At 58.8% G+C, this 25,059-nt stretch carries 21 protein-coding genes and 3 tRNA genes; 17 read left to right on the forward strand and 7 right to left on the reverse strand.

What is annotated here, in order from left to right; genetic code table 11:
- Nucleotides 1–66 precede the first annotated feature (66 nt).
- From AC22G1_RS08570 to AC22G1_RS08580, 3 genes are all read left to right on the forward strand, one after another.
- Nucleotides 67–143 (forward strand) — tRNA-Met (locus AC22G1_RS08570).
- A gap of 81 nt (nucleotides 144–224) precedes the next feature.
- A tRNA-Met gene (locus AC22G1_RS08575) sits at nucleotides 225–301 on the forward strand.
- Between the two features lie 207 nt (nucleotides 302–508).
- Nucleotides 509–585: transfer RNA gene (locus tag AC22G1_RS08580), tRNA-Met, on the forward strand.
- Nucleotides 586–988: 403 nt separating this feature from the next.
- On the opposite strand, the gene AC22G1_RS08585 is transcribed toward AC22G1_RS08580, so the two are convergent.
- Nucleotides 989–1,861 (reverse strand): LysR family transcriptional regulator, encoded by an 873-nt coding sequence (locus tag AC22G1_RS08585; RefSeq protein WP_487316386.1) that lies wholly within the window; start codon nucleotides 1,859–1,861, stop codon nucleotides 989–991.
- 96 nt (nucleotides 1,862–1,957) lie between these two features.
- On the opposite strand from AC22G1_RS08585, the gene AC22G1_RS08590 reads away from it, so the two are divergent.
- Nucleotides 1,958–2,983 carry an NAD(P)H-quinone oxidoreductase gene (locus AC22G1_RS08590; RefSeq protein ID WP_487316387.1) on the forward strand — a complete coding sequence of 342 codons (1,026 nt, stop codon included), beginning with the start codon at nucleotides 1,958–1,960 and terminating at the stop codon, nucleotides 2,981–2,983.
- A gap of 26 nt (nucleotides 2,984–3,009) precedes the next feature.
- Here AC22G1_RS08590 and AC22G1_RS08595 read toward each other — a convergent pair whose 3' ends face one another.
- A complete protein-coding gene (locus tag AC22G1_RS08595) occupies nucleotides 3,010–4,056 on the reverse strand; it encodes an esterase-like activity of phytase family protein (protein WP_487316388.1) in 1,047 nt (348 codons plus the stop codon).
- Nucleotides 4,057–4,244: 188 nt separating this feature from the next.
- Here AC22G1_RS08595 and AC22G1_RS08600 point away from each other — a divergent pair, with 188 nt between their 5' ends.
- Nucleotides 4,245–6,350: a putative bifunctional diguanylate cyclase/phosphodiesterase gene (locus AC22G1_RS08600; RefSeq protein ID WP_487316389.1), complete on the forward strand. Its 2,106-nt coding sequence runs from the start codon at nucleotides 4,245–4,247 to the stop codon at nucleotides 6,348–6,350.
- A 29-nt stretch (nucleotides 6,351–6,379) separates the two neighbouring features.
- Here AC22G1_RS08600 and gap read toward each other — a convergent pair whose 3' ends face one another.
- The gene (gap, locus tag AC22G1_RS08605; protein ID WP_487316390.1) at nucleotides 6,380–7,384 is read right to left on the reverse strand and encodes a type I glyceraldehyde-3-phosphate dehydrogenase; all 1,005 of its coding nucleotides are present in this window, start codon (nucleotides 7,382–7,384) and stop codon (nucleotides 6,380–6,382) included.
- A gap of 128 nt (nucleotides 7,385–7,512) precedes the next feature.
- On the opposite strand from gap, the gene msrB reads away from it, so the two are divergent.
- A complete protein-coding gene (gene msrB, locus AC22G1_RS08610; protein WP_487316391.1) occupies nucleotides 7,513–7,893 on the forward strand; it encodes a peptide-methionine (R)-S-oxide reductase MsrB in 381 nt (126 codons plus the stop codon).
- Here the strand turns inward: msrB and AC22G1_RS08615 are convergent.
- The gene (locus AC22G1_RS08615) at nucleotides 7,856–8,722 is read right to left on the reverse strand and encodes a DUF2989 domain-containing protein (RefSeq protein ID WP_487316392.1); all 867 of its coding nucleotides are present in this window, start codon (nucleotides 8,720–8,722) and stop codon (nucleotides 7,856–7,858) included. The two genes, msrB and AC22G1_RS08615, sit on opposite strands and share 38 nt — an antisense overlap.
- Before the next feature lie 220 nt (nucleotides 8,723–8,942).
- Between AC22G1_RS08615 and AC22G1_RS08620 the strand changes: the two genes are divergently transcribed.
- The 10 genes from AC22G1_RS08620 to AC22G1_RS08665 all read left to right on the forward strand — a co-directional run bounded on the left by AC22G1_RS08620 (nucleotide 8,943) and on the right by AC22G1_RS08665 (nucleotide 18,575).
- On the forward strand, nucleotides 8,943–10,379 hold the full coding sequence (locus tag AC22G1_RS08620; protein ID WP_487316393.1) for a glyceraldehyde-3-phosphate dehydrogenase: 1,437 nt from the start codon (nucleotides 8,943–8,945) through the stop codon (nucleotides 10,377–10,379).
- Between the two features lie 97 nt (nucleotides 10,380–10,476).
- Entirely contained in the window at nucleotides 10,477–11,598 is a 1,122-nt protein-coding gene (locus AC22G1_RS08625; RefSeq protein ID WP_487316394.1) for a M14 family metallopeptidase, read from the forward strand.
- Between the two features lie 106 nt (nucleotides 11,599–11,704).
- Nucleotides 11,705–13,366: an alanine/glycine:cation symporter family protein gene (locus tag AC22G1_RS08630; protein ID WP_487316395.1), complete on the forward strand. Its 1,662-nt coding sequence runs from the start codon at nucleotides 11,705–11,707 to the stop codon at nucleotides 13,364–13,366.
- Nucleotides 13,367–13,426: 60 nt separating this feature from the next.
- On the forward strand, nucleotides 13,427–13,771 hold the full coding sequence (locus tag AC22G1_RS08635) for a hypothetical protein (RefSeq protein WP_487316396.1): 345 nt from the start codon (nucleotides 13,427–13,429) through the stop codon (nucleotides 13,769–13,771).
- A complete protein-coding gene (locus tag AC22G1_RS08640; RefSeq protein ID WP_487316397.1) occupies nucleotides 13,771–14,049 on the forward strand; it encodes a YeaC family protein in 279 nt (92 codons plus the stop codon). Before AC22G1_RS08635 ends, AC22G1_RS08640 begins: the two co-directional genes overlap by 1 nt.
- Before the next feature lie 50 nt (nucleotides 14,050–14,099).
- Nucleotides 14,100–14,267, forward strand: coding sequence for a DUF1653 domain-containing protein (locus AC22G1_RS08645; RefSeq protein WP_487316398.1), 168 nt, complete (start codon nucleotides 14,100–14,102; stop codon nucleotides 14,265–14,267).
- Between the two features lie 152 nt (nucleotides 14,268–14,419).
- Nucleotides 14,420–15,535 (forward strand): glutamate 5-kinase, encoded by a 1,116-nt coding sequence (gene proB / locus AC22G1_RS08650; protein WP_487316399.1) that lies wholly within the window; start codon nucleotides 14,420–14,422, stop codon nucleotides 15,533–15,535.
- Nucleotides 15,532–16,785 (forward strand): glutamate-5-semialdehyde dehydrogenase, encoded by a 1,254-nt coding sequence (locus tag AC22G1_RS08655; protein WP_487316400.1) that lies wholly within the window; start codon nucleotides 15,532–15,534, stop codon nucleotides 16,783–16,785. Before proB ends, AC22G1_RS08655 begins: the two co-directional genes overlap by 4 nt.
- 79 nt (nucleotides 16,786–16,864) lie before the next feature.
- Nucleotides 16,865–17,515, forward strand: a complete 651-nt coding sequence (gene trhA / locus AC22G1_RS08660) for a PAQR family membrane homeostasis protein TrhA (RefSeq protein WP_487316401.1) — start codon at nucleotides 16,865–16,867, stop codon at nucleotides 17,513–17,515.
- Between the two features lie 115 nt (nucleotides 17,516–17,630).
- The gene (locus AC22G1_RS08665; RefSeq protein WP_487316402.1) at nucleotides 17,631–18,575 is read left to right on the forward strand and encodes a bifunctional helix-turn-helix transcriptional regulator/GNAT family N-acetyltransferase; all 945 of its coding nucleotides are present in this window, start codon (nucleotides 17,631–17,633) and stop codon (nucleotides 18,573–18,575) included.
- A 26-nt stretch (nucleotides 18,576–18,601) separates the two neighbouring features.
- On the opposite strand, the gene AC22G1_RS08670 is transcribed toward AC22G1_RS08665, so the two are convergent.
- From AC22G1_RS08670 to sppA, 3 genes are all read right to left on the reverse strand, one after another.
- Nucleotides 18,602–19,831 carry a pyridoxal phosphate-dependent aminotransferase gene (locus tag AC22G1_RS08670; RefSeq protein ID WP_487316403.1) on the reverse strand — a complete coding sequence of 410 codons (1,230 nt, stop codon included), beginning with the start codon at nucleotides 19,829–19,831 and terminating at the stop codon, nucleotides 18,602–18,604.
- Between the two features lie 118 nt (nucleotides 19,832–19,949).
- Complete coding sequence (ansA, locus tag AC22G1_RS08675) at nucleotides 19,950–20,960, reverse strand: asparaginase (RefSeq protein ID WP_487316404.1); 1,011 nt, start codon at nucleotides 20,958–20,960, stop codon at nucleotides 19,950–19,952.
- An 81-nt stretch (nucleotides 20,961–21,041) separates the two neighbouring features.
- Nucleotides 21,042–22,871: a signal peptide peptidase SppA gene (sppA, locus tag AC22G1_RS08680; RefSeq protein WP_487316405.1), complete on the reverse strand. Its 1,830-nt coding sequence runs from the start codon at nucleotides 22,869–22,871 to the stop codon at nucleotides 21,042–21,044.
- A 153-nt stretch (nucleotides 22,872–23,024) separates the two neighbouring features.
- Here sppA and AC22G1_RS08685 point away from each other — a divergent pair, with 153 nt between their 5' ends.
- On the forward strand, nucleotides 23,025–25,052 hold the full coding sequence (locus tag AC22G1_RS08685; protein WP_487316406.1) for an oxidoreductase: 2,028 nt from the start codon (nucleotides 23,025–23,027) through the stop codon (nucleotides 25,050–25,052).
- Nucleotides 25,053–25,059: the final 7 nt, after the last annotated feature.

Here is a 25,059-nt window from a genome sequence, read left to right on the forward strand (position 1 = left end):
TAACACCAGTCAGACGCCCGGGCCTTGCAACGGCAAGAAAAGTCCGTATAGTGTGCCTCCACCAGACGCGGGATGGAGCAGCCTGGTAGCTCGTCGGGCTCATAACCCGAAGGTCGTCGGTTCAAATCCGGCTCCCGCAACCAGTTGAAAGTTGGTGCTTTTTTAAAGGGCTAACCGCAAGAAACAACGCAAGGCACCATACCAGGGCCAAGCTACAAAATTGACGCGGGATGGAGCAGCCTGGTAGCTCGTCGGGCTCATAACCCGAAGGTCGTCGGTTCAAATCCGGCTCCCGCAACCAATTTTAAGGCCAGCTTTATTTTGATGAAGTTGACCTGACGACCAAGGTCGTCGCAGTGGGACTGCCCATACAAATCCGGCTCCCGCAACCAATTTAGAAGTCAGCTTTATGCAGTAGTGCTGACAGGCAACCAAAAATTGCTGCCGCGCCGTATAAAGGTGCAAAGACAACGCAAGGCACCACACCAGGGCCAAGCTACGAAATTGACGCGGGATGGAGCAGCCTGGTAGCTCGTCGGGCTCATAACCCGAAGGTCGTCGGTTCAAATCCGGCTCCCGCAACCAAATCTAAAGGCCGACTGCAAAGTCGGCCTTTTCTTTTATATACCTCTCGACCTACGGTCGTCGCAGCAGGGCTGCCCGTACAAATCCGGCTCCCGCAACCACATTAAAACCCCAGCTTCGGCTGGGGTTTTATTTTATATATCCAATGCGACCTGCGGTCGTCGGACTGGGCGTCCCCGTTCAAAGTCCGCTCCCGCAACCAAATGTAAAGGCCGACTGCAAAGTCGGCCTTTCTTATATATACCTCTCGACCTACGGTCGTCGCACCAGGGCTGCCCAGCTCGGCGCCCCCCTCCAAATCCGGTGTGGCTGGCGAAGCTCCCGCAACCACATAAAACCCCAGCTCAAACTGGGGTTTTCTTTTATCTGATGCCTTTATCTTTGTGCTCGAAGGCTAGTGCGATTATTCCCAAACCGCAAAGGCGGCAACGATATGGTGGATAACCGCGTCGATGCGGGCGGTGTGGCGAAGGTCTTGGTGGGTAACCAGCCAAATCTCATAAGGCCGGGCGCGTTGGCGCTCGGGCCAGACCCTGCTCAATCCATCTCGCTCGGCGATAACAATGGGCACTTCTCCCAGGCCAAAGCCTGCGCTGATGGCGCTTCTAAGGGTGAGGCTGGAGTGGTGGCTTGAGACGATGCGCCCGGCGGCTATGCTCTCGCCGCCAAGCGTCAGCGGCTCCTGGCGATGCAGATGCGGCTCGAATACCACCAGGTCGTGCCCGGCAAAGGCGCTGCCCCTGGCCGGTTCGCCGCGGCTTGCCAGGTATTCTTTCGAGGCATATAGCCCCACAGGCCAGGAGGCGAGGCGGCGGGTCAGTAAGTCTGGGTTGTCGGGCTTGATGGTGCGCACCGCAATGTCCGCTTCCCGTTTGGCCATGTTAAGTAGCTGCGGCGAGATATTGAGGTTGACCTTGATATCGGGGTGCTGGCCGTTAAGCACCTTTAACGCCGGCAGCAGCAATGCCAGGGCCAAGGAATCGGTGGTGGCCAGGCGCACTTCACCGGCCAGGCGCTGGTCGCTCCCCTGGGTGCGAGACACCAGCGCCTGGGCGGCGTTTTCCATCTCCAGCGCCGCTTGCAGCGCCAGCTCACCGGCGGCGGTCAAGCTGTAGCCTTGGGAGCTTCGTAAAAAGAGGGTAGCCCCCAGGGCTTTTTCCAAGAGGGCAAGGCGCCTGCCCACCGTTGCCTGATCAATACCCAGCACCCTTGCTGCCGCGCGCAGGCTGCGTTCTCGTTGTACCGCCAGAAAAATACGGGTGTCGTCCCAGTTCATCAGGCTCTCTTGGGTGGTTGATGCATATTTGCATCAGTATATCGGAAAGATGCTGCGCATTTTCAACGGTTGAGCGGCGTATACTCAGGACCTCTGATGCAAACCCAAGGAGCCACAACCATGGCCAAGATGATGAAAGCGATTGAAATTACCACCCCCGGCGGCCCGGAAGTCTTGGTAGCGGGCGAGCGGCCGATGCCGGTACCTGCGGCCGGTGAGGTGCTGATCGCCATTCACGCTGCCGGGGTTAACGGGCCGGATCTCAAGCAGCGCCAGGGGCTTTATAACCCGCCTCCCGGCGCCACCGACATTCCCGGCCTGGAAGTGGCAGGGGAGGTGGTGGCCCTTGGCGAAGGGGCGAGCCGCTTTAAGGTGGGCGACAAGGTCATGGCCCTGGTCCAGGGCGGCGGCTACGCCGAATTTGTGGCGGCCAGTGAGCTGGTGACAGCGCCAGTGCCGGCGGGCCTTTCCATGGCCGAAGCGGCGGCGCTGCCGGAAACCTTTATGACGGTGTGGTTTAACCTCTTTATGCGCGGCGAGCTTAAAGCCGGCGAGAGCCTGCTCATTCATGGCGGCACCTCCGGTATCGGCTCCACCGCCACCATGCTGGCCAAAGCCCTTGGCGCTGGCCCCATCATCACCACAGTGGGCTCCGAGCATCACCGCCAGGCGAGCCTGAAGCTGGGGGCCGACATGGCCATCAACTACCGCGAGCAGGACTTTGCCCTAGAGGTGCCTGAGTTTACCGGCGGTAAAGGGGTGGATGTGGTACTGGATATCATCGGCGGCGATTATGTGGCCAAAAACTACAAGGTCGCGGCCATGGACGGGCGCATTGTGCAGGTCAGCCTGCTGCAAGGGGCGGCCAAGGAGCTGAACCTCTGGCCGATGCTGGCCAAAAGGCTCAAGCACATGGGCTCTTTGCTGCGCCCCCAAAGCCCGGAGCAAAAAGCAGCCATTCTGGCCGATCTGCTGGCCAAGGCCGGGCACCTTATTGGCGAAGGCAAGGTGAAGCCCCAGGTTTATGAAACCTTTGCGCTGGATGACGCCAGCCAGGCCCACCGCTTGATGGAGTCGTCGGTGCATGTGGGCAAAGTGGTGCTAATCAATAGCGCTAACTAACAAGAGCCGCCTAAGGGCGGCTTTTTTCATGGCTTAAAGCACACCGCAAAAGCCCAGAACCAGCTTTGCTGAAGGTCAGAAAAGTTGTCGTCGGCCACCATCAGCAGCAGCTGCGAGCCATCTTTTAGTTTGGGCCCAAGGGCAAGGCCCTCGGCGTTATCCAGCGGGACCCCAAGGGCGGTAAAGCTGGCCAGCAGGGTCTTTTTAACCGGCACTATCTGGTGGCCCTGCTGGCTGGTGAGGGCGCGGATGTCGGTGGCGCCTTGGGTGCTCACTTGATAAAGGCGGATATCAAAGCCGTCTGGCACGCTAAAGCTGCGCTCAAGGGCCAAAAGGTGGCCTTGGTTATCCAGCGCTTCCATGTCGGCCAGGCCGTTCATGGCAAAGACCCCCTCCGGGGCTTTGTCGATGTCGTAGCGGTACTGGGCGCTGGCCTTGCCGGTTTTGAGGTTGTAACTGAGGATGCGCACCCCGCTGGTATTACGGGTGGTGGCTTCAGGGCCGTCTTGTACCAGGGCCGACTCGGTGGCGGTATAGAGGGTGTGGCCATCGGGGCTGGCTGTTAACGACTCAAAGGCCAGGTTGTTGCGGATGCCAAAGTGCCCTTTGGGGACAAAGGCGCCAGGAAGTGGCAGGTAGTGTTTGAGCTCGCCACTGGCCGCATATTCCCCCACAAAAGGCGGCAGCCCCCTGGCCGCGTCGCCCTCCGATGAAATAAAGAGCCGCTTACCGGCAAGGGCGATGCCCTCGGCGTCGATTTTTCCATCGCCGTAGGCCCTACCTTTTACGGTCAGGGTGTGGTGGGCCACCAGCTCAACCTGCTTTAGCCGGCCCTGATCCATATCCGCCTTTAACACGTAATAGCGCGCCGGTGCCTTTTTTGAGCGGTCATCGCTGATGGCGACGAAAGTATCGGTTTTGGCGTCGTAACTCAGGCCCGAAAGGCCGCCTACCGGGGTGTTGCCGTAACTGAATAGATGCGGCAGAGTCACCTGGCCCAGCGGGACGATACTGGCTATCTCCTTGGCAGATAAGGGCAGGGCGAGAAAAAGCAGCAGGGCGGCTATACGCATGAGTGGCATCTTGGCGCGAAAAGGCCATTTTAGGGGTTTAACCCCGTAAATGTCATGAACGGCTGCCTGAGTAGTGTCTTTTCGGTCACAACAGCGTGTTTCAGGCCACGATAGTTGTTGTACCCAGGTCAGGCGGGCTGTAAAAATATCCGTCCTTTCTAATTAAAAACATTAGGCGAATCACTGAGATGCAGGGTTCTTATGACTGGGCGCTGGTAGCTCTGTCCTTTGTTGTGGCGATGATGGCTTCCTATACGGCGCTTGATCTTGCAGGCCGGGTACGTGCCAGCAAAGGTCTGGCCCGCAGGCTGTGGCTGTGGGGCGGCGCTTTTGCCATGGGCACCGGTATTTGGGCCATGCACTTTATCGGCATGTTAGCTCTGACCTTGCCGGTGAGAATGGGCTACGACCTCACCATGACTTTAGTGTCGATGGTGGCCTCGGTGCTCTCGTCGGCGCTCGCCCTTAAGATTGTCAGCCTCGGCCGCCTCAACTGGCTGCGGCTGGGGGGCGGGGGCCTTGCCATGGGCACCGGCATCTGTGTGATGCATTATCTGGGCATGGCCGCCATGAAAATGGAACCTGCCATCAGCTACGATCCGGCACTTTTTTCGCTGTCGGTGGTGATTGCCATCAGCGCCTCCATCGCGGCGCTGTGGCTGGCGTTTCGCCTCAATGACCTGAGCCGGCGCACCCCGTTTTGGTATCGCTTGGCGGCGGCGCTGGTGATGGGCATTGCCATTTGCGGCATGCACTACACCGGCATGGCGGCGGCCAATATGGCGCCCCACAGCATGGGCATTGGCGCCAGTGCCATGGCCCCGGACCAGTTGTCCATCACCATTGCCCTGGTGGCCGGCTGCATCATGGTGACCAGCCTTATCCTCTCGGTGTACGACGCGCACCTGGCGTCGCACCACGCGCGCATGGCCGCCTCCTTGCAGCAGGCCAATGACGAGCTTAAATCCATGGTGCTGCGCGACCCGCTGACCCGCCTGCCCAACCGGCTGTTGTTTGAAGAGCACCTCGATACGGTGCTGCGCCGTGCCAAGCGTCATTTGCTGCCGTTTTCGGTGTTTTTCGTCGACCTGGACCGCTTTAAAAACGTCAACGACTCCCTTGGCCACCACGTCGGTGACAGCCTTATCAAGGCGGCGGCCACCAGGCTTCGAGAAGCCCTGCGCGAAGACGACCTTATCGCCCGGGTCGGGGGAGATGAATTCATGGTGCTGACCCCGCCCGGCACCGACAAGGTGCAATGCGTGGGCATTGCCGCCCGTATCGTCGAAGCCATGGCCACCGCTTTTGAGCTCGAAGGCAACGAAGTGCGCATCTCTTCAAGCGTTGGGATCAGCTGCTACCCGGAGAACGGCGCTGATGCCCATGAGCTGATGATCCACGCCGACGCCGCCATGTATTACGCCAAGGCCGGCGGGCGCAATAACTTTCAGTTTTTCGAGGCGGGCATGGTCTCGGCCGCCGAGCAGCGCAACGTGCTGGAGCGGCGCCTTCGCCTGGCGCTGGAGGAGGGCGGTTTGAGCCTTGCCTACCAGCCCAAGATTGCCACCAGCGACGATGCCCTGACCGGCCTTGAGGCGCTGCTGCGCTGGCACGACAAAGAACTTGGCACCGTCTCGCCAGATAAAATCATCCCCCTGGCCGAAGACACCGGCCTTATTCTGCCCCTGGGGGAATGGGTGCTGCGCACCGCCTGCATTCAAACCGCCCGCTGGCATGCCGAAGGGCGTATCAAGGTGCCGGTGGCGGTGAACCTGTCGCCGGTGCAGCTTAACCAGCACGACTTTGTGGACATGGTAAAAAGGGTGCTGGATGAAACCGGCCTTGATCCGCGCTTTTTGGAGCTGGAGCTGACCGAAAGCGCGGTGATGCAAAACCCCGACCGGGCGCGCGGCATTTTGCAGGAGCTCAGGCGGCTGGGCATTTTGATCTCCATCGACGATTTTGGCACCGGCTATTCCAACCTGGCCCAGCTCAAACGCTTCCCCATAGACCGGCTCAAGATTGACCGCTCCTTTACCGCCGGGGTGATGCGCGATGCCCAAGACGCCGCCATCGTCCAAGCGGTTATCGCCCTGGCCCATAGCCTGCAATTGGATGTGGTGGCAGAAGGGGTAGAAACCCGCGAGCAGCTGGACTTTATCCGTAGCCTGCAAGGGGAGCAGTACCAGGGGTATTTGTGCTCAAAAGCCCTGGCAGCGGAAGAGTTTGAAGCCTTTTTGGATGAGTGGCAGAGCCAGTCGGTACCGGCCTCGGTGTTACTGGCCGAGCATTGAAAATGGGGCCCGTTGGCCCCATTTCTTTTTTACTTGGCGGCCATCATGGCCGTGGCGGTATCGAGCATCCGGTTGGAGAAACCCCACTCGTTGTCGTACCAGCTCATCACCTTGACCAGGCGGCCCTGTACCCGGGTTTGGGTAGCGTCAAAGTTGGATGAAAAGGCCACGTGGTTGAAGTCCATGGACACCAGCGGTGCGGTGTTGATGGCCAGCACTTCGGACAGCGCGCCATGGCTGGCCGCTTCGCTGAGGATGGCGTTCACTTCTTCCACACTGGTGTCGCGCCCGGCGGTGAAGGTCAGGTCCACCAAAGAGACGTTGGCAGTGGGTACCCGTACCGCCATACCGTCCACCTTGCCTTTGAGGGCCGGAACCACAAGGCCCACCGCGGCGGCAGCGCCGGTTTTGGTGGGGATCATGTTGAGCGCGGCGGCGCGGGCACGGTGCAAGTCCGAATGGTACACGTCGGTCAGGCGCTGATCGTTGGTGTAGGAGTGAATGGTGGTCATCAGGCCGCTTTCGATACCCAGGGTATCGTTCAGGGGCTTGGCGATGGGCGCCAGACAGTTGGTCGTGCAGGACGCATTGGAAACAATGGTCATGTCTTTGGTCAAAACGTCATGGTTGACGCCGTACACCACGGTGGCATCCACGTTCTTGCCAGGGGCGGAGATCAGGACCTTCTTGGCGCCGGCTTCGAGGTGCGCTTTGGCGCTTTCACCGGTGGTGAAAAGGCCGGTACACTCGAACACGATGTCGATACCCAGCTCGCCCCAGGGCAGTTTGGACGGGTCGCGTTCGCTGTAAATGGCAATGGCTTGGTCGTTGATGTACAGCGCTTTTTCGTCGTGGCTGACCTTGGCGTTAAAGCGGCCGTGAATGGTGTCGTACTGGGTCAGGTGAGCATTGATGGCAGCATCGCCCAGATCGTTGATGGCAACGATGTCGATGTCATAGCTTTTCTCGGATTCGAAAAGTGCGCGCAGGATGTTGCGACCGATACGACCATAACCGTTAATGGCAACCCGCATGATAGTGTCCTTATCTGCTATTGCTGAAAGAAATTGGTAGTAAATTTACAGAAAGGCCGGCAGTTATCAAGTCTTATCCGCCACAAAGCCGGTCTTTATGAAAACAAATTACATAAACGGAGTATTTTATGAGCAAAGAAGGTTGGAAAGGCCCCCTCAGCGCAGCCGCTGAAGCGGTCACCCAGCAAGGTGCGACTGAAAGACCGTTTACCGGCGAGTACCTGTACGAGGATAGACCAGGGGTTTATCACTGCGTGGTATGCGGACAAGCCCTGTTTGTTTCGGAAACCAAGTTTGATGCCGGCTGCGGTTGGCCGTCGTTTTTTGAAGCGGTATCGAGCGAGGCGGTGCGCTACCTCAAAGACACCAGCCATGGCATGGTGCGCACCGAGATCCGTTGCGGCAACTGCGATGCCCATCTGGGCCATGTGTTTGACGACGGCCCGGCCCCCACCGGGCAGCGCTATTGCCTTAATTCGGTGGCGCTGAGCTTTGAGCCGCTGAGCTGAGGCTGGCGTCGTCCTGGCCGGGCTGTGGGTCTAGCTCGGCCATCTTGGGGTCAAAGCGGTTTTCGCCGATGGCCTCGTCCACCCCTTCGGCCAGGGTGTCGAGCTCGGTCATGCGTTTTTCGTCTTTCTTCAGGTATTGCTCAAGGCTGCGCGGGTCAATGGTGACCCCGTGGCGCTGGGCGATGCGGGTCCAAAGGTAGGCGTCTTGATAGCGAAAGCCCTGCATCGACAAGGTGGCCAGGGTTTGGAAGATCTCCGGGTCGATGGTGCTCGACTCCCGGGGCAGGGCCAGGCCCTCTATCAATAACTTGAAGGTCTTGTCCCTGTCGCTTTTGGCGTAGTAGCCGGCCAGCATGGTTTTGAGCTCCAGGGTGTTAAAGGCGCCAGTGCCTTCCAGGGCCAGGAACAATTTCAGGGCATGTTCGTCTTCAAAACGGGTGAAGCGGTAGTAAAGAAGGTGGGGGTCCTGGCTGCCTTTGTACTCTTCTTGCAAGGCTTTGAGATCTTTTAACGACTCGATATAGGCCTCGCCCCTGGCGCTTTGCCGCTCTTTGAGGTTCTTGTGCACCACCCCGGAGGCCTTGGCCATGCAGTCGCGGTAGGCCTCGGTGTCTAGCAGCAAACGATAGCCCTGGTAACCCGGGTCGCCGGTTAACTGGCTGACATCATAGCGCTGGCGGATAAGCTCGGAGCGTTCGTTGCGGCACCAGCCATCGGTGTTGAGCCGGGCGCACAGTGCCGGATAATCCGCACAGATCTCCTGCAGGGTGGGTTCGCTTTTGCAAGCCACCAGCAAGGTGAGGGGGATCAGGCACAACCACTTTTTCATGAACGCCCTTCTTTTGTTGTTTTGATGGAAGTCAGTTTGGCAACGCAAGTTAAGGCTGACAATACCAAAACTGTCGGTGCTCGCACATTGTGTGGCGAAAGCGATTGCCCTTGGGTAAAATTGCGACCGCCTGACGGGACCACCGAGAAAACCCCGCAGGCCCCTACAAGATGTAAGCGACCAAATCGGCGCCCTACGACGTGAAACAAAAGGAAACCCCATGAGCAACACTCAACCGGATATCTATTTGAAAAGCTGGCAAGAGCGTCAGGAACTGGCAGAACAGATGCAACCGCTGATCGGCCGTCTGTACCGCAATTACGGCGTAGAGCTGGTGGTATACGGTAAACCGTTGCTCAACGCTTCTACCATCGAGATCATCAAGGCCCACCGCCAGGTGCGCCAGTTCGAAGGCGAGAAGCTGCGTTTGCGTGAGTGTTTCCCGCTGGTGGAAGCCCTGTCCAACATGAAGCTGGCCCCGGCCCGTATCGACATTGGCAAGCTGGCGGTGAACTACCTGAAAAACCACGGCGACAAGTCTGTTGACGCCTTCTTGCGCGAAGAGCTGAGCGATATCGTCGACCACGACGACAACATGAAGCCCAAAGACGTGGTGCTGTACGGCTTTGGCCGTATCGGCCGCCTGCTGGCTCGCCTGCTTATCGAGCGCACCGGCCCCCAAAACAAACTGCGCCTGCGCGCCGTGGTGGTACGTGGCGGTAAAGACGGCGACCTGCAAAAGCGCGCCAGCCTGCTGCGCCGCGACTCCATCCACGGGCCTTTCAACGGCTCCATCTGGGTGGACGAAGAAGCCTCTGCCATCGTGGCCAACGGTTGCTACATCAAGGTGATTTACGCTAACCAGCCCGAAGACATCGATTACACCCAGTACGGCATCGAAGACGCCCTGGTTATCGACAACACCGGTGTCTTTAAAGACGACCAACTGGGCCGTCACCTGGAAGCCAAAGGCGCCGGCAAGGTGCTGCTGACCGCTCCCTCCGGCGGCGACGTGAAAAACATCGTCTACGGCGTCAACAACGACATGATTTTGGCCGAAGACAAAATCATCTCTGCCGCCTCCTGCACTACCAACGCCATTACCCCGGTGCTCAAAGCCATCAACGACAAGTACGGCATCGAGTACGGCCACGTTGAAACCGTGCACTCCTACACCAACGATCAGAACCTGATTGATAACTACCACAAGGCCGAGCGCCGTGGCCGCAGCGCACCGCTGAACATGGTGCTCACCAGCACCGGCGCTGCCAAGGCCGTGGCCAAGGCCCTGCCTGAGCTCAAAGGCAAGCTGACCGGCAACGCCATCCGCGTACCGACCCCCAACGTGTCCATGGCGATTTTGAACCTGACTTTGAAAGACAATGTCAGCCGTGAAGAGGTCAACAGCTACCTGAGCGAGACTTCCCTGTTCAGCGACCTGCGTGACCAAATCGATTTCACCACGTCGACCGAAATCGTCTCTTCCGACCTCGTTGGCTCCCGTTACGCCGGCGTGGTGGACTCCCAGGCCACCTTGGCCCAGGAAAACCACATCGTGCTGTACGTGTGGTACGACAACGAATTCGGTTACTCCTGCCAGGTGGTGCGCGTGGCCCAGGACATGGCCGGTCTTTACTACCCCAGCCTGCCGCGTTAATAGGCAGTTGGGCCATCAAAGGCGCCTTGCGGCGCCTTTTTTTGTGCCTTGGCGTGTTAAGCTTACCCCTTATCCTCACCAAGAAGGACCCGACAACATGCATATCTCCGCCGGTTTTGACAGCGGTAACATCCAGGTGCTGAAGGCCGACAGCTGCGACGATATCCAGCTGGCCATCCACAAGGACCACCAATCCGATTTTTACCAGTGGTTTCACTTTCGCCTGCACGGCGAGCGCGATCAGCAATATGTCATGAAGATCACCAACGCCGGTGGCGCGGCCTATGCCCCCAAAGGCTGGGAAGGCTACCAGGCGGTGGCATCCTACGACCGCCAGACCTGGTTTAGGGTCCCCACCGAGTTTGACGGCCAGAACCTGACCATCCGCCATTTTCACGAAGAGCCGGTGTGCTATTACGCCTACTTCGCGCCGTATTCCTGGGAGCGCCATCAGGATTTGATTGCCGGCTCCCAGCAAAGCCTTGATTGCACCCCGGTGCACCTGGGCGAAACCCTCGATGGCCGCGAGATGACCATGCTGGTGGTGGGCGATGAAGCCGCCGCCAAGCGCAAAATTTGGGTGATTGCCCGCCAACACCCCGGCGAAACCATGGCCGAATGGTTTATGGAAGGCTTTATCGGCCGCTTGCTGGACGACGAAGACGGCGTGGCCCGGGCCCTGCTTAACGACAACGTCTTCTACCTGGTGCCCAACATGAACCCGGACGGCAGCGTGCGTGGCCACCTGCGCACCAACGCCGTGGGGGTGAACCTCAACCGCGAATGGCAAAACCCCTCCATGGCGCAAAGCCCCGAGGTGTTCCTGGTGCGAAAAGCCATGGAAGAGAAGGGCCTGGATCTGTGCCTGGACATCCATGGTGATGAAGGCCTGCCTTATAACTTTCTGGCAGGCTCCGAGGGTATCCCAAGCTTTAACGACGACCTTAAAGCGGCCCAGGACAGCTTCAAGCAAGCGCTGCTGAGCGTGACCCCGGAATTTCAGACCCAATATGGCTACGACATCGACGCCCCGGGCGAGGCGAACATGACGGTGTGCACCAACTGGGTAGCGGAGCGTTTTGGCGCCCTGGCCTACACCCTTGAGATGCCGTTCAAAGACAACGCCGACTTGCCCGACGCCGACTACGGCTGGTCTCCGGGCCGGGCTCAACAACTGGGTGAAGACGTGCTCACCGCACTTTGGAGACACCTCAAATAATTGCGATAAAAGGGGCCGCGTGAGCGGCCCTTGTTCTTGTTAAAGAGCTGTTGCTGTGTCAGGGTAAGGGCTTCATTATAAAAACGATTTGGAGCCCCCTTTATCCATGGAAGCATTCAATAACTGGCTGCTCGTCCTCGACAGCTTCCTGGGCAGCTCAGCCTGGTTCCCTTATGTCCTCTTGGGCGTTGGCCTCTTCTTCACGCTCTATCTTGGTTTTCCGCAAATTCGTTATTTCCGCCAGGCCTGGCGGGTCGTTACCGGCAAGTACGATCACTCCCACATGAAGGGAGACACCTCCCACTTCCAAGCCCTTGCAACTGCGCTTTCCGGCACTGTTGGTACCGGTAATATCGGCGGCGTGGCTTTTGCCATCTTCCTGGGTGGCCCGGCGGCGCTGTTTTGGATGTGGATGACCGCCTTTTTGGGCATGACCACCAAGTTTGTGGAAGTGACCCTGTCCCACAAATACCGTGACCGCGCCCCGGACGGCACCATGGCCGGTGGCCCCATGTACTACATGGACAAGCGCCTGAACATGAAATGGCTGGCGGTGATCTTCGCCATCGCTACCGTGATCAGCTCCTTCGGTACCGGCAACTTGCCCCAAAGCAACAACATTGCCCAGGGCATGGAAGCCACCTTCGGCATCAAGCCCATCATCACCGGCTCGGTGCTGGCCATTTTGCTGGCCATGGTTATCCTCGGCGGCATTCACCGCATTGCCAAGGTCACCTCCAAGGTGGTGCCCTTTATGGCGGTGTTCTACGTGCTGGGGGCGTTGTCGGTTATCGCCATGAACATCGACAACCTCTGGCCGTCCTTTAAAGCGGTGATAAGCGATGCCTTCACCGGCGCCGCCGCGGCCGGGGGCTTTTTAGGGGCGAGCTTTGCCTACGCCTTTAACCGCGGGGTAAACCGGGGGCTCTTTTCCAACGAAGCGGGGCAGGGCTCAGCGCCTATCGCCCACGCCTCGGCCCGGGCCGACGAGCCGGTGTCTGAAGGTATGGTGTCCATCCTTGAACCCTTCATCGACACCATCATCATCTGTACCCTCACCGGTATGGTGATCCTCTGCTCCGGGGTCTGGACCGAGAAGTTCGAGAACAAGTTCGAACGCACAGACATGACCATCATTGCTGGCCATTACTCGGATAAAAACGACGCCGACGTCAAACAGCTCTACGCCTACCTCAACGACAAACCCAGCGACGTGAAAGTCTTTAACGGCGCCGTGAAAGTGGAAGAGGGCAAGGTGGTTGGCGGCGACCCCATCACCGTGCTGAACGCCCGCTCCGTGGGCGAAGACGTGCGTTTTCGGGTGGGCGGCCATCCTTACACTGGCCTGTTGGATATCAGCAAAGGAGCCATTGTCGACCCGGACGTCAATGTCATCGGTAAATCCCTGGTGCACTCGGCGCAGCTCACCACCAAGGCCTTTACCAAGGGCTACTTTGGGGACTACGGCCAATATATTGTCTCCATAGGCCTGCTGTTGTTTGCGTTCTCAACCTCCATTGCCTGGTCCTACTATGGTGACCGGGCCATCATCTACCTGGTGGGCTACAAGTGGGTGATGCCGTACCGGGTGGTGTATGCCTTCGGCTTCTTGTGGGCGGCGGTCAGCGACACCACCTTGGTGTGGAATCTGGCGGCGGTGGCCATCGTGTTGATGGCGCTACCCAACCTCTTTGGCATCATGATGCTGGCCAGGGAGATGAAGCAGACGGTCCGGGATTACTGGGCCAATCTCAAGGAAAAGGAATAAAAAAGGGGGCGCCGAAAAGCGCCCCTTTTTGTTACCATGTCGCTCCTAACAGGAGGACTGATGGCCATTGTTCATTGTTATGCCTGCGGTAAACGCATTTCCGATAAAGCCCCGTCCTGCCCCCATTGTGGCGCGGTGCGAAGCTCAGACCCTGAGGCGGTGGCCGAGGCTCGGGTTCGCCAACAGTCGATAAAACACTCCAAGTTCAATAACGGCTCCATGTTGGCCCTGGTGGCGGCCGGCTTCGGCTTTTTGGCGCTGTGGTTTTTGTCCTCGCGCCCCGAGCTGGTGCCAGAGCTGCAGCCCACCATCAAGTGGCTGGCCAAGGCGCTGCTGGCCGTGGGGCTGACCGGCTACATTGTGTGCCGGATGATGATGGTTTGGTACAAGCGTAAAGGGGGTTGATGATGTTGTCGCAAATGGTTGCCAATATGGACGAAGCCACGTACCTGCGGTTGCGTGACGCCGCCGAGACCGGCAAATGGCCGGACGGCACTGCCCTTAACGAAGAGCAGCGCGGCAATTGCCTGCAACTGGTGATGGCTTACCAATCCCTGCGCCTGACCGAGCATCAGCACATGGAAATGGGCCCCGGCGGCGAACTGGTGCAGAAGTCCAAGCGTGAGCTTAAGGCGGCTTTTAGCGGCGCCGATGAGCAGGAAATCATGAGGACCAAGCTATAAAACCGGGTATCTATCGCCACTACAAAGGCAATCTCTATCAGGTGTATGAGGTGGCCCGGCACAGCGAAACCGAAGAAGAGCTGGTGGTGTACCGGCCCTTATACGGTGAAGGGGCGCTGTGGGTCAGGCCCCTTGGCATGTTCACCGAAACGGTGGACACCATTGATGGCCCCAAGCCACGATTTGCGTGGCTTAAAGACAGCAACGACACCCTCTAAAGGCTCCCTCGGGAGCCTTTTTTATTGGCGGCGAAACATGCCAACGCCCGCATATAAGTTGAGCGCCGTAAATCGGCTATTTATATAACCAATTTTCATTAGTGGGCGAATGATGTTAGAGTATTAACTCATTTTTTCGAGGAGTTTCACTCATGTCGACGCCTGCCTGGCGAAGAGCTGTTCTCAAAGTGGGTAGTGCCCTGATCGCCCCTGACGGCAACGGTTGCAGTGCCAAATACCTGTTGGCCATCGCTCGTTTTATCACCCAGTGCCGGGAGCGCGGTATTGATATCGTGCTGGTTTCCTCCGGTAGCGTGGCCGCCGGGCGCAGTCATTTCGATTTTTCCCACCAGAACCTGCCAGTGGCGCTGAAAAAGGCCATGGCGGCCGTGGGGCAAAACGAAATGATGAGCAACTGGTCGCGGTTCTTTGACTTCCCCTGTGCCCAGGTCTTGTTGACCCATGGTGATTTAGGTGACCGCGAACGTTACGTCTCTATCAAAAATACTATAGAGGCGCTGCTGGAGAACCAAATTCTGCCCATCGTCAACGAGAACGACACCGTGGCTACTGACGCCATGAAAGTGGGCGACAATGACAACCTGGCAGCCATGGTGGCCACCGTAGCCGACGCCGACACGCTGGTGATTTGCTCAGACGTAGACGGCCTTTACGACAAGGACCCCACCGTCTTTAGTGACGCCAAGCGCCTGCCGGTGGTTGAAGAGATAGACGACCACATCTTCTCCCTGGCCGGGCCGCCCCGTAACGCCATCGCCACCGGCGGTATGCGCACCAAGGTGGAGGCTGCCGAGAAGGCCTCCAGCCACGGCATCGATACTTATATCGTTAACGGCCGCGATGGTGATACGTTTGAGCAGCTGCTGCGCGGTGACAACCCGGGTACGCTGTTTCGCAAACACCACTCGCCGCTGTCCAACCGCAAGCATTGGCTGCGCCATACCATCAAAGCCCAAGGGGCGGTGGTGGTTGACCACGGCGCCGCCCAGGCCCTGGTGGAAGACGGCGCGTCGCTGCTCAGCACCGGGGTAACCGATGTGGAAGGCGAGTTTGAACGGGGTGATGCGGTGATCATCCGAGAGGGCGACAAGGCCCTGGCCAAGGGGATCTGTCAGTACAGCTCCTGGGAGCTTAACTATCTTAAGGGCCGCCATGCCGGCACCATTAACGATACCGTTGAGCCCGGCCACCCGGACGAAGTGATCCACCGCGATAACCTGACGATTTTGGAGGAAAACTATTCATGATGATGGCCAAAGCCAAAGAATATGCCGCCGCCTGTGCCAAAGCCGCCAAGGTTTTGGCAAGGCTGACCACAGCGCAGAAAAACGCCGTGCTGAGCGACATGGCCAATGCCCTTCGTCAAAGCCATGGCCCCATCCTCAAGGCCAACGAGACCGACATGGCCAATGGCCGTGACAAGGGTCTCGATAACGCCATGCTCGACCGCCTGCAATTGACCCCGGCCCGTATTGACGCCATGGCCGATGCTATCGATTTTCTGGTAGGTCTGCCCGACCCAGTGGGTGAGCGCCGCTTGGTGGAAACCCGCCCCAATGGCCTGAAAATCGAGAAGATGCGCATTCCCCTTGGCGTGGTGTGCATGATTTACGAAGCGCGCCCCAATGTGACTGCCGATGCCGGCGCCCTGTGCCTGAAATCCGGTAACGGCGTTATTCTTCGCGGCGGCCGCGAGGCCCTGCAATCGAGCCTCGCCATTGCCGAAGCCATGCGCCCGGCGCTTATTGCCCATGGCATTCCCGGCGCGGCCATTACCGTTATCGACGACCCGGACCGCGAGCTGCTGCTGGCACTGTTAAAGCAAACAGACGACATCGATTTGGTGATTCCCCGTGGCGGCGAAGGCCTTATTCGCTTTGTGACCGAGCAAAGCCGCATTCCGGTTATTCAGCACTTCAAAGGGGTGTGTCACCTGTACGTGGACAAAGAGGCAGACCTTGATAAGGCCTTTAATATCCTGATGAACGGTAAAACCCAGCGCACCGGGGTGTGTAACGCCCTAGAAGGCCTTTTGGTGCACCAGGACGTAGCTGAGACCTTCTTGCCGAAAGTGGCCAAGGCCTTTGGTGAAAAGGGCGTCAAGGTCCATGCCGACAGCGCCACCGCCGGTTACTTTGACGGCGCTGAGCTGATGGGCGAGGACGACTACGGCCAGGAATACCTGGCGCTGGAAATTGCCATTCGCCAGGTGCCCGACTTTGACGGCGCCGTGGCCCATATCGAGCGCTTTGGCAGCCAGCACACCGAGGTGATTGTTACCGAAAATAACGACACCGCAACGGCCTTTCAGCAACAGGTGGACTCAGCCGTGGTGATGGCCAACGCCTCGAGCCGTTTCTCTGACGGCGGCGAGCTGGGCCTGGGGGCTGAAATTGGCATCTCCACCTCGAAATTGCACGCCTACGGGCCCATGGGGCTGGAGGCCCTGACCACGGAAAAATTCGTGGTTACCGGGGCCGGTCAGGTTCGCGAATAATTCATGATCCGGCCCTTGGCCGGATCATTTTTTTCACGTAGGCTGAGAATGGTTATTAACAAGTACGTTCGGAAAGCCCATGCAAATTACCGTCGGTCACCGTTATCCCTTTAATGAGGAGTTGGCCAACACTATTACCCATGGTCTGGGGGTGTTCTGCTCCATCGCTGGCGGCGCCGTGCTTATCGCCCTGGCTGCGGTGTACGGTGATGCCTGGCAGATAGTCTCCGCCTCTATTTTCGTCAGCGCCTTGCTGATGCTCTACACCGCCTCCACCCTCTATCACGCCATTCCCCACGAAAACACCAAGGCCCGGCTGAAGATCTTCGATCACTGCGCCATTTTCGTGTTGATTGCCGGCACCTACACCCCTTTTACCCTGATAGCCCTTCGCGGCGTATGGGGCTGGAGCCTGTTTGGCACCGTCTGGGGCCTGGCGGCCCTTGGCATCGGCTTTAAGCTGTTTTTTACTGGCCGTTTTCGCGGTATCTCTACCGCCATTTACGTGGCCATGGGCTGGCTGGTACTGGTGGCCATCAAGCCCATGAGCGAGGCGCTAACCTCCATGGAGCTGAACTGGCTGGTCTGGGGCGGGCTCTTTTATACCCTCGGCACCATCTTCTACATGTTCCGCCGCATCCCCTATGGCCATGCCATCTGGCACTGTTTTGTGCTGGGGGGCAGTGTCTGCCACTATGCGGCTGTGATGTTGCAGGTGACCGGGGCCTAGAGGCCAAACCACCGCACTGAAAAAGGCGCCATTGGGCGCCTTTTATCTTGCCTGGGAATTGACCGAGGGCTTGATAGAAGACATTATGTAAGCACTTACGTAAATGGTGGTGGTTATGGATTTTTACACCTTGGCCGGGCCCATGGCCCTTGGCAGCCGGCTGCGGCGCTTGGCGGATAGCGTGACCTCGGATGCGGCGGATATCTACCGCCGCTACGGAGTAGCGCTGGAGCCATCCTGGTTTGCGGTGTTCTACATGTTGGCCAACAAGGGAAGTAGCTCGGTCAGCCTGCTGGCCCAGGACGTCGGGCAGAGCCATGCCGCCGTCAGCCAGGTGGTCAAGGCCATGGCCAAGGCCGGCCTGGTGGCGAGCCAAAAAAGTGAGGCCGATGCCAGGGTCAGCCAAGTGTCCCTGACCGCCAAAGGCAAGGAAGTGGCTGCGAAATTGGCCCGCCAGTGCCAGGACGTTGGCGCTGTGGTCGAACAATTGCTGGCCGCTAGCCATTCCCAGCTCTGGGCCGAACTGGACACCCTAGAATATGAACTAGGTAAACGCAGCCTCTACAGCCGGGTAGATGCGCTGCTGCTGGAGCGGGAGCGGGCCGAGGTGCAGATCGTGCCTTTTGCCAGCGAGCATCAGCAGGGGTTCCGGGCGCTCAACGTCAACTGGATCAGCAAGCACTGGCAGATGGAGGCCAGTGACTTCAAGGCCTTGGACCATCCTGTTGAGCACATCATAACGCCGGGTGGCTATATCGCCGTGGCCCTTTATCGGGGACAGATCGTCGGCAGCTGCGCTTTGCTGCCCATGGCCGGCGGAGACTTTGAACTGGCCAAGATGGCGGTGGACGATGCCATGCAAGGCAAGGGCTTGGGGGAGAGGCTGGGCCGCCACGTTATCGCCAAGGCCCGGGCCCTGGGGGCGACGCGGCTTTATCTGGAGAGCAACAGCCTACTGGTGCCGGCGGTGAACCTGTATCGCAAGCTGGGCTTTGTGGCTGTCAAAGGGCCGGCGTCCCCTTATGAACGCTGCAATGTGCAGATGGAGCTGATGTTGTAAAAAAGCCCGCCTTAGGCGGGCTTTTTTCAAGCTGCGGAGGTTTTCACCGACTCGGCCAAGCCATCGAGGTAATGGCCAAAGCGGGTAATGGCATCGCTCAGCACCTCAGGGGGCGGCAGGAAGACAATGCGTACGTGGTCGGGGCTCGGGTAGTGAAAACCGGTGCCTTGCACCAGCAAGATGCGCTCTTTACGCAGCAAATCCAGCACCAGGCTCTCGTCGTTGTTGATGGCAAAGCGCTTGGGGTCGAGGCGAGGGAAGAGGTACAGCCCGCCTTTGGGTTTTACGCAGCTTACTCCTTCGATTTGGCTTAGCAGATCAAAGGCCAGATCGCGCTGCTGGCAAAGGCGACCGGTGGGCAGCAGCAGCGGCTTGATGCTGGCCGGGTCGCCCAGGGCAGCCAGCAGTGCATGCTGGCTTGGCACGTTGGCGCAAAGGCGCATGTTGGCCAGCATGTTAAGGCCTTCGAGGTAGTCGCGGGCCTTGCTGGTGTCGCCAGACACCATCAGCCAGCCCTGGCGAAAACCGGCCGCCAGATAGGCCTTGGACAGGCCATTGAAGGTCAGGGTCAGAACATCGTCAGACAGCGCCGCCATGGGGTGGTGCACGGCGTCGTCATAAAGGATTTGGTCGTAAATCTCGTCGGCAAAGAGCACCAGCTTGTGCTCGCGGGCGATATCCACCAGGGCCAGCAGCATGTCTTTGCTGTACACGGCGCCGGTGGGGTTGTTGGGGTTGATCACCACCAGCCCTTTGGTGCGAGGCGTGATTTTGGCGCGGATATCGTCAAGGTCTGGTTGCCAGCCGTTGGACTCATCGCAGCGATAGTGCACGGCGTTGCCACCGGCCAGCACAGTGCAGGCTGTCCACAGCGGGTAGTCGGGCGCTGGCAGCAAAATCTCATCGCCGTTATCTACCAGGGCCTGCAGGCTCATCTGGATAAGCTCGCTGACGCCGTTACCGATAAAGATATGGTCGATAGAGGTGCGGTTAACGCCCATGGCCTGGTAGTGGCTGCTGATAAGCTCGCGCGCCGGCGGCAGGCCCTTGGCGTCGCAATAGCCCTGGCTGCTGTGCAGGTTGGCGCCAATGGCATCCAGTAGCGCTTTGGGCGCTGTAAAGCCAAAGGGAGCCGGGTTACCGATATTGAGTTTGAGGATCTGCTCACCCGCCGCCTCCATGCGCGCCGCTTCTACGATCACCGGACCGCGGATGTCGTAACAGACGTGCTTGAGTTTGGCTGACTTGGTGTGCATGAGAACCGATCCCCTATGGGTAATGTGTGTCGGTTCACAGTGCCTAGACCGGCAACCCCTTGTCAATGGGGCTGCGCGGTTAAATGAAGGACTTTTTAGCCTTCGGCGGGGCCTGGGTTCAGGCGCTGAGCTCGCCGCGCAGGTTTAGGGTCATCTGGCGGCGAATTTCTTCGCTGCCAAGCCCTTGGCTAAAGAGGAAATGCAGCTTGGTGAGGGTGGCTTCCACCGTCATGTCGCCGCCGGAGATAACCCCCACTGCCGCCAGCCCCGTGCCGGTGGCATAACCGCTCATGTTAACCGCCCCTTTAAAGCACTGGCTGAGGTTGATAACGACGATGCCTTGCTCGGAGGCCTTGTTAAGAGCGTCAAGCAGGCGCGGGTTACTGGGCGCGTTACCCACCCCGTAGCTTTGCAAAATCAGCGCCTTGACCGGCTGCTGGATAAGGTTGCTGATGATGGCCGGGTCAATGCCCGGGTAGAGGCGCACCATGCCGATGGGCTGGGGGGTGATGCTGTGCAGGGTCAGCTCGCCCTTGGCAATGAGCGCGTCTTTGTTGGGCACTTTTCTGATCTGAATGCCGGCTTCAAGGAGTGGCGGGAAGTTGGGGGAGGCAAAAGCGTCAAAGCCATCGGCATGGGCCTTGGTGGCGCGGTTGCCGCGAAACAGCTGGTTGTTGAAGAACAGGCCCACCTCGGGAATAGGGTATTCGGCCGCCAGGTACAGGGCGGTAAGCAGGTTTTCCTGGCCGTCGGAGCGCAGCGCCGAGAGCGGAATTTGCGAGCCGGTCACAATCACCGGTTTACCGAGGTTTTCCAGCATGAACGACAGCGCCGAGGCGGTGTAGGCCATGGTGTCGGTGCCGTGGAGAATAACGAAGCCGTCGTACTGGTGGTAGTGCTGGAGGATGTCCTCGGCGATATGTTGCCAGTCAGCCGGGGTCATGTCGGAGCTGTCCATCAGCGGCTGGTATTCATGGATATCAAAATCGGGCATTTCCGGGCGCTGAAAATCCGGGTGCTGCTTGACGTGCTGCACCAAAAAGCCCGGCACCGGCACATAGCCCTTGGCGGATTTTTGCATGCCGATGGTGCCGCCGGTGTAGGCAACGTAAATGCGTTTTTTAGCCATGAACTGCTCCTTCGCTGCTATGGCGCGCATTATAAGAAAAAACCGGGCCTGGGCCCGGTTTTTTATCTGTGGTGCAGTGACTTACTGGAAGTTGCAGTCGCGGCAGTAAAGGTACATGCCTTGGGGATCTTTCATGTCCACCAGGGGCGATACCTCGGTATCAAGGGTGGCCAGCAGTTTGCTGAGCCAAGGATACTGCTGGGTCTGCACGCTGGCGGCCAGTTGGGCGGCATCGCCAAACAGGGCTTTAACCAGTTGCTCGCGCGGGGTCAGCGGCCGTTCTACCTGCTCAACACTGTAGTGCTTGAGGCCGGCGAGGGCGGCGGCGTCCTTGATGGCGAGGTTCTCGTCACCCAGTTTGTCCACCAGGCCCAGCTCTTTGGCCTGCGCGCCAATCCAGATATGGCCTTGAGCAATTTTATTAACCTGCTCCTTGGTCATGTGGCGGCTCTCGGACACCAGGGTCAGGAAGCGGTCGTAACCCTTCTCGACATTGGCCTGGATGATGCGCTGCAAGTTGGCAGACAGCGGCCGGGTAAGGTCGGTGCCGGCGTACTCGGAGGTACCCACACCGTCGCTGTGCACGCCGATGGCGTCCAGGCTGTTTTCAAAGGTGGCCAGCAGGCCAAAGATGCCGATGGAGCCGGTGAGGGTAGTGGGGTGAGCCACGATTTCATCGGCGCTGGCAGAGATCCAGTAACCACCGGAGGCCGCGTAGGTGCCCATGGAGGCCACTACCGGTTTGCCGGCTTTTTTCAGCTCCAGCAATTCTTGGCGGATGATCTCGCTGGCAAAGGCGCTGCCGCCGGGGCTATCGACCCGCAGCACCACCGCTTTGATGTCTTTATCAAAACGGGCCTGGCGCAGCAGCGCGGCAATGGAGTCGCCACCAGACATGTTGACCGGCGCCTCGCCATCAACAATTTCACCCTGAGCCACGATCACCCCGACTTTCGGGCCTTTCTTGGGCGCCGGGAACTTGGGATGGATGATGGACAGGTAATCGTCAAAGCTGATGCGGCGATAGTGGTGGTCATCGTCTTCGCCCACTTCGGCGATAAGGCTCTGATCCATCTCCTCGCGGGACATCAGTTTGTCCACCAGGCCTTCTTTGAGGGCGAGCTGGGCAAAATCGGCGCCAGCGGCTTCAAAGCGGTCAGGCAGGTTGTTGAGCATGTCGTCCAGGGCGCCGGGTTTAAGGTGGCGCAGCTCAACGACCTTATCCTGATACTGCTGCCACAAGGCGTTCAGGAAGGTGCGGTTGGCGTCCTTGGCGGGCTCTGACATGTCGTCGCGGATAAAGGGCTCAACGGCGGATTTAAAGGTCCCGACCCGAAACACGTGGGTGGTGACTTTCAACTTGTCCAGCAACGACTTGTAGTAGGTGCGGTAACGGCCAAAACCGTCGATGGACATAAAGCCCACCTTGTTGAGATACACCTTGTCGGCGTAGGCCGCCAGCAGGTATTGGCCCTGGGTGTAGTAATCGCCCTTGGCCACCACTTCCTTGCCGCTCTTTTTGAAGTCTTCGATGGCATCGCCGATGGTCATCAGCTTGTCGGGGCTGGTGGTGTAAAGGCCATCAAGGCGCAGCACCAGCATCTTGATGCGGTTGTCGTCCTTGGCGTTATGAATGACATCCAGCACGTCGCTGAGCTGAATTTCCGGCGGCTCATCAGAGCCTTGCATCTGCTGTACCACGGCTTTTACCGGGTCTACGTTTTTGGCCTTTTCAACCAGCACACCGTCCAGGTTCAGCATCAAGGCGCCACCTTTGGGAACTTCGGGGCCTTTGTCTTCGCCGATGGAGCTAAACAGCACCACCACCAGAACCAGCACGATAAGGCTCATCACCAGGCGGCGCAGGCCGTTCAGGGCCTTCCAGATAATGGAGAAAACCTTCTTCAACATGGTCAGCATAATCTCGGATGCTTCCTTGTATTGGGGGATTCTTCGCATGCTAAGTGAATCACTGTCCAATGCGAAGCCGAATTTGTAACGGTTTGTTGATTCCAACTCATCGGATGAGTACGCTTGGGCAAAACTATAAGGAACAGTCGAGCGATGAGTGCAGCATATCCTAACTTGTTGAAACCTCTTGATTTGGGCTTCACCACCTTAAAGAACCGAGTGCTGATGGGCTCCATGCATACCGGCCTTGAGGAAGAAAAGGACGGTTTCAATAAAATGGCCGCCTTTTACAAAGCCCGCGCCGAAGGCGGGGTAGGGCTGATCGTAACCGGGGGCATCGCCCCCACCTTCAGAGGCCGCCTGGCGCCTTTTGGCAGCCAGTTATCCTTTGGTTTTCAAGCCAAAAAGCACAAAGTGGTGACCGACGCGGTGCACCAGGCTGACGGTAAAATTTGCCTGCAAATCCTCCACGCCGGCCGCTACGCCTATCATCCCTTTTCCCTGGCCCCCAGCGCCAAAAAGGCGCCCATCAACCCGTTTAAACCCAGCGCTATGTCACAGCGGCAGATAAAAGGCACCATCAAGGCCTTTGCCAAAACCGCCGCCCTGGCCCAAAAGGCCGGTTACGACGGTGTTGAAGTGATGGGCTCTGAGGGTTACCTCATCAACCAGTTTCTGGCCCTTCGCACCAACAAGCGCACCGACGCCTGGGGCGGCAGCATTGAAAACCGTGCCCGTTTTGCCCTGGCCATCATCCGGGCCATCCGCGAGCGGGTGGGTAGCGATTTCATCATTATCTTCCGTCTGTCCATGCTCGAATTGGTGGAAGAGGGCATGGGCTGGGATGACGCGGTGTACCTGGCCCGAGAGCTTGAAAAGGCCGGGGTGACCCTGATTAACACCGGCATCGGCTGGCACGAAGCGCGCATCCCCACCATCGTTACTTCGGTGCCGCGCGCCGCCTTTTCCTGGGTCACCGCCAAGATGAAAAAAGAAGGCCTTGGCATCCCCCTTATCACCACCAACCGCATCAACACCCCGGACGTGGCCGAGGCTATCCTCGCCGCTGGCGAGGCGGACATGGTGTCGATGGCTCGGCCGTTGTTGGCCGACCCTGAGTTTGTCAACAAGGCCGCCGCCGGCCTTGGGGATCGCATCAACACCTGCATCGCCTGTAACCAGGCCTGCCTTGACCATGTGTTTGAGCAAAAACGGGCCAGCTGCCTGGTTAACCCCCAGGCCTGCTATGAGACCGAACTGATTTTTAAAACCGTTGCCAGCCCCAAACGCATCGGCGTGGTGGGCGCAGGCCCGGCCGGTATGGCCTTTGCCTGCTACGCCGCACAAAAGGGCCACAAGGTGGTGCTGATGGACGGCGCTGGCGAGCTGGGCGGCCAGTTCAACTACGCCAAGCGCATTCCGGGTAAAGAAGAGTTCTATGAGACCCTGCGCTACTTTAAAAACCGCCTGAGCGACCTTGGCGTCGAGGTGCGCCTCAATGCCATTCAAAGCGTCGATACCCTCAAGGCCGAGGGCTTTGACGAGCTGGTTATCGCCACCGGCATCAGCCCCCGTACCCCGGCCATTGACGGGGTCAGCCATCCCAAGGTGCTGAGCTACCTTGATGTGCTGCGAGACAACAAGCCGGTGGGCGACAAAGTGGCCATTATTGGCGCCGGTGGTATCGGTTTTGATGTGGCCGAATTCCTGGCCGAGCCCGGCCATTCGGTGAGCCTTGATAAAGACCGCTGGCTGGCCCACTGGGGCGTGGATAAAGCCATCAGTAACGCCGGTGGCCTTGATAAGGGCCACAAGGCAGCGGCTGCCCGCGAGATTTGGCTGCTGCAACGCAAAGACAGCAAAGTCGGCAAGGGGCTGGGTAAAACCTCCGGCTGGGTGCACCGCCAGACCCTTAGCGACTTTGGGGTCAAGATGTGGCCGGGGGTTAATTACCAGCGCATCGACGATGCGGGGCTGCATATCAGCAAAGGTGAAGAGACTCTGGTGCTGGACGTGGACAACGTCATCATCTGCGCCGGCCAGGAGCCCAACAAGGGGCTTTGGCAGGCACTGGCTGAGGCGGGGGTTAACGCACACCTTATCGGCGGCGCCTTCGTTGCGGCAGAGCTTGATGCCAAGCGGGCTATTCGCCAGGGCGCGGAGCTGGCGGCAAGGCTTTAAAAGAAAA

The organism is Gallaecimonas zhanjiangensis (genome assembly GCF_057624825.1).